Origin of the sequence: Pseudobacteriovorax antillogorgiicola (genome assembly GCF_900177345.1) — a bacterium.
GTDB lineage: Bacteria > Bdellovibrionota_B > Oligoflexia > Oligoflexales > Oligoflexaceae > Pseudobacteriovorax > Pseudobacteriovorax antillogorgiicola.
In genome coordinates this window covers 1-7,775 of sequence record NZ_FWZT01000054.1, presented here as the reverse complement: position 1 = coordinate 7,775, position 7,775 = coordinate 1, and the positions used below count along the sequence as shown (strand labels likewise).

Below are 7,775 nucleotides of genomic sequence, written 5' to 3'. Positions count from 1 at the left end.
GTTCCAGCCATAAGCTTTGAAGATAAGATGGCCAATGTTGCCGCTGTGACCAGCGCAGACGAAAAGCAGATGGCCTCTTTTAAGACAAAGATCGAGGAGCTCACCCGCTCAAAGGCGGCCCTATTTAGAGCGGGAGAAATCGCTGATGCTGGCGCCTTCCTCGGAATGGCTGGCTTTAGTCCTGAAAAGATCAATGCCTCCATCAAAGGTGTCTTAGATCTAGCAGCAGCTGGCAGGATGGAACTCGCCCAGACAGCTGACATATCGTCAAACATTCTTTCAGGCTTCAGCCTTCCCGCCGAAGAGATGGCGCGGGCAGCGAATACCCTATCGGCGACGATGACCTCATCCAATGTAGACCTTGAGATGCTGGGCGAGACCATGAAGTATGTGGCGCCCATTGGCTCTACCGTCTCCGCCTCCCTTGAAGAAGTGGCTGCGGCGGCAGGCCTTTTGGGGGATGTTGGTATCCAAGGCTCCATGGCTGGTACTGCTCTTAGGGCTATGACGACACGGCTTGCAGCACCGCCCAAGATGGCAAGAGAGGCCCTTGATATGCTCGGTGTCACAGCTAAAGACCTTGTGACGGGTAACCTTAGGCCTATGGCTGACGTCCTTCAGGAGATTTATAAGAAGACAGAAGACATGGGAGATGGCGCAAAGCTTGGCTACATCAAAAAGATCTTCGGCGAAGAAGCTGCAGCTGGAGCTTCTGAGCTTATAAAACAGGCTGGCCGGGGACGGCTTCAAGAAAAGATTGCCGTCCTAGAACTAGCTCCCGCCTACCGAAGAGTCACTGAAGAGCTAAAGGCCTTAAAGCCTGATCTCGCTGATGCTATGAAAATCGATCAGGGGCTTTCCGGTAAGGAGCTGCTTTCTGACTTCATCAAAAGCCTAGAAGGTCTTGATGGTAAGGCGATCCAAAAGCGGCTCAAAAAGCTAGGTCTCACTGATCAAAAGGCGATTACTGAACTCGTTGGTCGCTCAGATACTGAGGGCTTTGACAAGTTTCTTGGAAAACTAGAGGCGGTCAAATCAGCGGAAGACCTTGCGATTGAGAGGAACGGCAAGACAAGCCTTGCTCTAAAGCGGGTCGGCGTTGCCGCCAGCGAAACGGCGATTGCCATCGGATCAGTTTTCCTTCCGGCAATCGCTGAAATCGCAAGTAAAATTGCAGACACTGCCCTTGATCTAACACGGTTTGTGGAAAAAAACACCGAGCTTGTGAGGGCTCTAGGCATTGGCGCAGCAGCCTTTCTTAGTGCCAGGACTGCGGCTCTTGCTTATCAGGTGGTAAAGCTCGGTCTCACAAAGGCCATCCAAGGGGCAACCATCGCTCAGCGGATCTTCAACGCTGCAAGTAAGGCTAATATATTTGGCGCCATCATCACGGGCATCGTCCTTGTCATCAGCTACTGGGATGAGTTGAGTGCGATGATCGATAAAATCGCTGAGCAGCTTAAGGAGTTTTGGAACGATAATATCGAGCTCATCAACTCGGTCGCAAATAAGCTCCTAGATCTCGCTAAATTCATCCCTGGGGGGAGCTTTACCATCAATATGCTTGGTCTTGACCAAGGGGTCGATCTTAGAATTCCCGACCTAAAGCCAAGGCAAAGCCAAGGTCCAGTCATCAATCAGACCATCAACGTGAATGAGGCTGAACGCCCTGAAGTCGCAGCGAGAAAGATCAAAGAAGAGACCCTTAATCTATTTAAAAACGCAGGGAGCTATCCCCTCTTTGATCCGGTGGGGGTGTAGTTGGCGCTTCCCATTATTAGAAAGACCTACCTTTTAAAGCTCGGCGACTTTGTTTTTGAAGGGGATACCGCCCCCTTTTCAAAACTAAGCCGGAGCAGCGATTTTCGCTGGAAGTCCCTTGAGATCTTTGGCGAGGCACCTCGCTACCAATACCTAGGTCCAGGTGAGGACAGGTTCACTATTTCAGGCGCCTACTACCCCTTCCACAGAGGCGGCATGGAACCCATGGAGCGGCTTAGAGAAAAGGCAGGGATGGGAGAGCCACACCGCCTTATCTACGCCAATGAGAAGGTAGGCGAGAATATGGGCCTTTGGATCATTCTATCCATCAAGGAAACGAGGACTCATTTTCTACCGGATGGCTCGCCGAGAAAGATTGAGTTTCAGATCGAGATCAAACGCTATGGCTAAGCTCTACCGCCTAAAAGACGGCGATGAGATCGATGCCCTTATCTATGAGGAGTATGGTTTTACCGCGGGAGCCTTTGAAGAGGTCCTTCGTGCCAACCAAAAGATCTTAGGGCTTTTTCCCCGCGGCAGATACGAGCTAGGCCAAGGGGTAGATTACCTTCTCCTTCCAGAACTTAAACAAGCAACTCAGAGGAAAAAGATTGTGAGGCTATTTACTTGAAAGCAAGTTATCGGATCGAGTCGCCAAGGGGCGATATCACTCCAGAAATCAGATCACGGCTTATTGAGCTTACCATCACCGATGAATCAGGGGGCATAAGCGATGCCTGCTCCCTGGTCCTTTCGGATGAGCCAGAGCTTATCGAGCGGCCCCAGGCTGGCGATACCCTTAGGGTGGCTCTTGGCTATGAGGAAGTCCTCATTGAGATGGGGCGTTTCACCCTAAAGCCTATCGAAGCTAAGGGCTATCCAAGTCAGCTTAAACTCACCGCTACCGCCATCGCTGGAGCAAAGAGTCTTCTTAGCAAAAAGGAGAGGTCTTGGAACAATCAAAGCATCGGCGATATAGCCCGCGAGATCGCAGCGGAGAATGGCCTTACGGCAGCGGTTTCAAGCTACTTTGATGGCATAAAGATCAAACACATCGACCAGCATGAAAGTGATAGCTCGTTTCTAAGCCGAATCGCTGAGATCTATGACGGGGTCTATAAGCCCTTTGAAGATAGGCTCATCCTCATCAAAAAAGGGGAATCAGAAACGGCATCTGGCCGAAAGATCGAACCCATAACGATCAGCCGAGTCAAAGACTATTCCCTGAGCACTTCCACTGAAAAGACTTATACGGGCGTTAAAGCCTTCTACTGGGATGAGCGGCTAGCCGAGCGCAAGGAAGTCCTTGAAGGGGCTGAAGAGAGCGTCTTTGAGATCGACTTTCTTATGACTGATAAGGCCATGGCCGAGAGTATTGCGGCCTCAAAACTTCAAAAGCTTGAGCGGGAAAGCTCAAAGCTAACCCTAACAGTGACAGGAAACCAAGAGCTTTTCGCTGAGCGAAAGGCTGAGATATCTGGGGTACGACCTGATGTTGATGGCACCTGGCTCATTACAAAAGTAACCCACACGCTTAATGCGAGCGGATATATTTCTAAAGTTGAACTTGAAAGGACTAGCGAATGAAAAAACTAATTGGATTAACGCTGCTATCGACAGCAGCACTTGGAAGTGATTTTCCAAAAGACTCGGGCTACATCGAAGGAGGGAGAAGCCTCGGCGAGTACTCTGATATCGTCAACTACTACCCTGGCGAGGGGATTGTAGTCAGGCGAAAGCCAAGCGACATGAGAGAATGCACAAATGGCGATGACTGCCCGGCTGTCGTGATCATTGATCCCGATACAGGCCGCATCAATCTACTGGGAGATGTGAACATGCGCTCCCTTTACATCGGTGAAAGCCCCATCGTTAATAGCCAAGGGGACTGGCTTGGCAACATCGGAAACCTTAAAGGCGAGAAGGGCGACAAAGGCAATACTGGCCCCAAGGGTAATCCTGGACGTGATGCCGAGCCCTGTAAGGTACTCGCCGATCGCATTAGCTGCGGGACTACAGAGGTATTACTCTCTTCCCTTAAGGGTCCCCAAGGGAAACAAGGTCCCAAAGGACCAGCCGGAGCTCAGGGACCACAAGGGCCAAAGGGAGAAAAGGGTGACAAAGGTGACACCGGAGCCAAAGGTGATCCCGGACCACAGGGCAAAGTAGGACCCCAGGGACCAAAAGGCCCAAGTGGTGGTGCCGGATCGAAAGGTCCGAAAGGTGACAAAGGTGATAGCTGCTACTTCGATATGCCAGCCCTAAAAATTAGATGTGGCTCCACTTCAATCAACCTTAGCGAGATCACGGGTCCTAAAGGTCCAAAAGGCGACAAGGGCGACACTGGAGCTCCAGGGGCGAAAGGACCGAAGGGTGATAAAGGTGCTCAGGGTCCTGCCGGTCCCTCAGGACCAAAGGGCCCCAAAGGCGATAAGGGTGACAAAGGACCAGCCGGCCCTTCAGGGCCTAAAGGGGATAAGGGAGATAAAGGTGACCAGGGCATTCCCGGCAAAACTGGCAAGGGAGGTCTTCCTGGTAGAAAGGGTGATAAAGGCGACAAGGGGGATAAGGGCGACCCCGGAACAAAAATAATCGAATCCTGTCGTGTCGTTCGAGGTAGCTCAAAAAGTCGATCGCGAACCGCTAAAGCAGTTTGTGCTTCCAATGAGTTTGTATTGACTGGCGGTTGCTCTATAAACACTGAAAACTACCAATACGGACCTAGCATCAATCAGCCTGTGCTGATCGCTGGCAATAACTATTGGAGCTGTGCGAGCGGCGTATCGAACCAACCTGCTGGCTATATTAGAGCTACAGCTTTGTGCTGCAAGAAATAGAACTTCTACTTGGGACCCTTGGGTCCCAGGACCTCATTACAAGTGGAGAACAATCATCAACGAGAAAAATGAGTACTTAACCGATAACTTCACGCTGGCAGAGATATCTTGTCCGTGTGGTAACTGCGAAGCAAGAATTGATAACCGTCATTTGTTCAAGATACAGGCCCTTCGCGACATCATAGGTAAACCCTTTAAGGTCAACAGCTGGTTTCGCTGTCTGACCTATAATAGGACCCTAGCTGGAAGCTCCGAACAATCGAAGCACGTCTTTGGCAAGGCGACCGACATCTCAACTCGGGGATGGCCTGATGATGAGATCATGAACCTTATCTCGAAAGCCTACCTGCTGGGATTTAAGGGGATTGGGATCTATCCGACTTTTGTTCATCTTGATTCACGGGAGGGGGAGTTTAGGATGTGGGTTGGCGAGTGAAACACTATGGAGCTTTCGGCAAGGAGGCTATTGCGATCTACGAATTCACTTGAACCTATAAAACAAGCTACTTTTCTGCTATCCTACTATCATCAGGAGTGGTGTTGTGCGTTCAAAACTTGAACAGAAAAATGTTTCGATACAAAAACCTAGCAGCCAGTGAGAAACCATCCTTCGATTAAGAAAATTGAGTGAGATTTTCAGAATTCTCGATCAAAAGGGGAATTTCTACTGATGAATCTCAGATATAACGTCTCAGCATAAAAAAAAGGATCAATTCGGATCACGATTCGAGAGAATATATTCGTAATGTTTCCAAGAATATATTGTTAGCCTTGCTTGTGAAGGGGGAAGCAATGCTAGATCTTGAAGAGTTCAAGTTGTTTTTACGACAAACAATCGGTAAAGAAGGCTTAGAACTCTTGCATAGAAATGGATTTGAGTCAGATGAGCTAAGTTCTGTGTTTCATCAATTTTTCTCGCAAGAACTGGGAGTTGAAGAAATTGCTTCGACACTTGAAATAAGTAGCTCCCATGCTATGTCATGCCTTTTGAAGAGTTCTCTGATCGTGGCCAAAGCATACTGCCTTGTCAATCAAGAGAAGCAATGAAGACATTTACCTTCAGGTAAAAAATCTCCTAATTCTCACTTTCGGCAGTTGGATTCAAAAATCGATTGTATACAACCGAAGCTAAATACTCATTGTTAGATAATCAGAGCAAAGCTTTTTGTGGACTTATGATTAACCCGCTTATTTTTGATCTATCCAACCATTCACTGATACAGAACAGCTTTAATTGATTTTATCGTACCAGAATACCTGTGAGGCCGCTATTATTAGTCGCATTTTTGTTCCTGCCATCTTCGAGTACACTCATTATTGCCTATACAAACCCTATTCCAACCGTAGCAAGTGTTACCACTTCCACCGGCAATCGGAGCACTGATACCACCACCACCGCCATTACCAGGAGGGTTACTCCCACCACTACCACTACCTCCTCCAGATACGCGACGCATTCCTTGGTAAATCATTTTTTCGGAGATCTTACGTTTTGTCTTAGCGATCTTGATGCAATCGGGCTTGTCTTTTTCACATCTGGTGTAAAGATTATCAGACACTAGGTAACCCCACCAACTCATCCAATCGACAATAAATTTAGCTTTAGCCTTACAGCTATTGTAACGGCCTTCGCATTTCTGTAATTCTTCCAGATACCAATCTGGTTCATCACTGTAATCTTCAAGCAAGCTGTTGAAGCGCTGTATACTAACAATTTTTAAAGCAGGTAGATTTTCTACGGTCTTAAAATTGAAATCATATGACTCGCTTGATATTTTTGATTCTAGCTTCCCATGGAAATTCATATTCATGTAATCGAACCAATTATTCGGACCGCTATGGCGCAAAGAAAACTTTTTGTTTTTGACAACAATACACGATTGATTGCTGGTATCTGTCAGACTATCGCTGGCACTCAAGCAAAACATCACATTATTGACTGAATCTAGAAACTCATTAACAAGATGATAAACTTTCTTGGGCTTTGGTTTGGGTGCTGGCTGATTACAAGCCAAGCGATCGGGTTGCTCAAGTCCAATTGGAACGGAATTACACACCTCGCGAGCATTTGCATTGATAGCTATAGCAAAAATCAGAACAATTAACCGTCTCATATAATCCCTATACATTAATTATTGACAATAAATACCGACAAGCTGACCGACAACATTAGGTTTTCTCACATCGCATTCTCTTAAAATGCGGCCAATATATTCATCTACAACTTTACTTCTGATATAGTTTTCGTAATTGATTTCACCCTGGTTTTCTTCAATGAAGCGATCAATGTAACCTTCCATTAGATTCTCTGCGCAGTTTCCTGTTTTGTGGGTCCGATCGAAAATAATCGCGTCATATAGTTTACATTTTCGAAAAGCGTCTTCTGAAACATCAGGCACCGCGACCTTGCTTAAGAGGCGAACATACCAAGGTCCTAGCCACATTCGCTCCTCTTCTGTTAGAGTACTATCACAGCCTAATGCGGCTAATAATGTCGCTGAAACTAAGATTGATCTGATCATAAATACTCCTTTACATTGGTTGTAGAGGAGATCTATCAGGCTTTTGCGGTATTTGGAACCAATTTAATTTTTCTTTGCATGGAGTAGCAATGAAGGTTTGGCTGAGGCCTACACGCAACTTGCTGGCATGGAGATTATGGAAGCGGAGAGCAAAAAACCTTTGGGATTAGGCTTCCTGTCGGGTTTGAAGTCCAACGGAACGAAACCTCACATTCGGCATTAGAAATATCGATTTTCCTCTCATAGCCTGATCTGGGATAGTCCACCAGTGCCAAATGCCCAAGCCATCAGGAAGAACTCGCCATTCAAAGCGAATTCATAAATGCCTTCCGAACCTCAGACTCCTGAATCCCAAGATAAGAAAGCGTCTGCTTCTGGTTTGAGTGATTGAACGCAACCATCAAAATCGGAAGTTCAGTTTTAAAGGTCACTCGCTGATGGTAACCAAAAGTTTTTCGAAGTGTGTGGCTGCCATAGTTTCCATGAAGTCCAACCTCAGAGCACCAACTTTTAACGAGGCGATGAAGTGATTGGACAGTGAGTCCAGAGCGCTGACCCTTTCAAGATAGCCAATCAATGGCTCAAGCCGCGGGTTTGAGCCATTCTAGAACTATCGATAGGCAGGATTTGAAAAATCGAATCGGCAGCCTGCATC

Annotated in this window: 9 protein-coding genes; 7 read left to right on the top strand and 2 right to left on the bottom strand. The window is 47.3% G+C overall.

The features are described from left to right. From B9N89_RS30995 to B9N89_RS30965, 7 genes are all read left to right on the top strand, one after another. The coding region (locus B9N89_RS30995) for a phage tail tape measure protein (protein ID WP_143478320.1) at nt 1-1,761 on the top strand (1,761 nt) is incomplete at its 5' end. Continuing rightward, nucleotides 1,762-2,172 (top strand): phage tail protein, encoded by a 411-nt coding sequence (locus B9N89_RS30990; protein WP_132325719.1) that lies wholly within the window; start codon nt 1,762-1,764, stop codon nt 2,170-2,172. It begins immediately after the preceding gene. Continuing rightward, nucleotides 2,165-2,392, top strand: coding sequence for a tail protein X (locus B9N89_RS30985; protein ID WP_159455768.1), 228 nt, complete (start codon nt 2,165-2,167; stop codon nt 2,390-2,392). Before B9N89_RS30990 ends, B9N89_RS30985 begins: the two co-directional genes overlap by 8 nt. Further along, nucleotides 2,389-3,348, top strand: coding sequence for a phage late control D family protein (locus B9N89_RS30980; RefSeq protein WP_132325723.1), 960 nt, complete (start codon nt 2,389-2,391; stop codon nt 3,346-3,348). Before B9N89_RS30985 ends, B9N89_RS30980 begins: the two co-directional genes overlap by 4 nt. Further along, a complete protein-coding gene (locus B9N89_RS32080; RefSeq protein ID WP_132325725.1) occupies nt 3,345-4,598 on the top strand; it encodes a collagen-like domain-containing protein in 1,254 nt (417 codons plus the stop codon). Before B9N89_RS30980 ends, B9N89_RS32080 begins: the two co-directional genes overlap by 4 nt. Next, the gene (locus tag B9N89_RS30970) at nt 4,531-5,034 is read left to right on the top strand and encodes a D-Ala-D-Ala carboxypeptidase family metallohydrolase (protein ID WP_159455767.1); all 504 of its coding nucleotides are present in this window, start codon (nt 4,531-4,533) and stop codon (nt 5,032-5,034) included. The genes B9N89_RS32080 and B9N89_RS30970 overlap by 68 nt, the downstream gene beginning before the upstream one ends. Nucleotides 5,035-5,390: 356 nt before the next feature. Next, complete coding sequence (locus tag B9N89_RS30965; RefSeq protein ID WP_132325729.1) at nt 5,391-5,645, top strand: hypothetical protein; 255 nt, start codon at nt 5,391-5,393, stop codon at nt 5,643-5,645. A gap of 227 nt (nt 5,646-5,872) precedes the next feature. Here B9N89_RS30965 and B9N89_RS30960 read toward each other — a convergent pair whose 3' ends face one another. Both B9N89_RS30960 and B9N89_RS30955 read right to left on the bottom strand, forming a co-directional pair. Beyond that, nucleotides 5,873-6,712 carry a hypothetical protein gene (locus B9N89_RS30960; RefSeq protein ID WP_132325731.1) on the bottom strand — a complete coding sequence of 280 codons (840 nt, stop codon included), beginning with the start codon at nt 6,710-6,712 and terminating at the stop codon, nt 5,873-5,875. Between the two features lie 18 nt (nt 6,713-6,730). Then, complete coding sequence (locus B9N89_RS30955) at nt 6,731-7,120, bottom strand: hypothetical protein (RefSeq protein WP_132325733.1); 390 nt, start codon at nt 7,118-7,120, stop codon at nt 6,731-6,733. Nucleotides 7,121-7,775 lie beyond the last annotated feature (655 nt).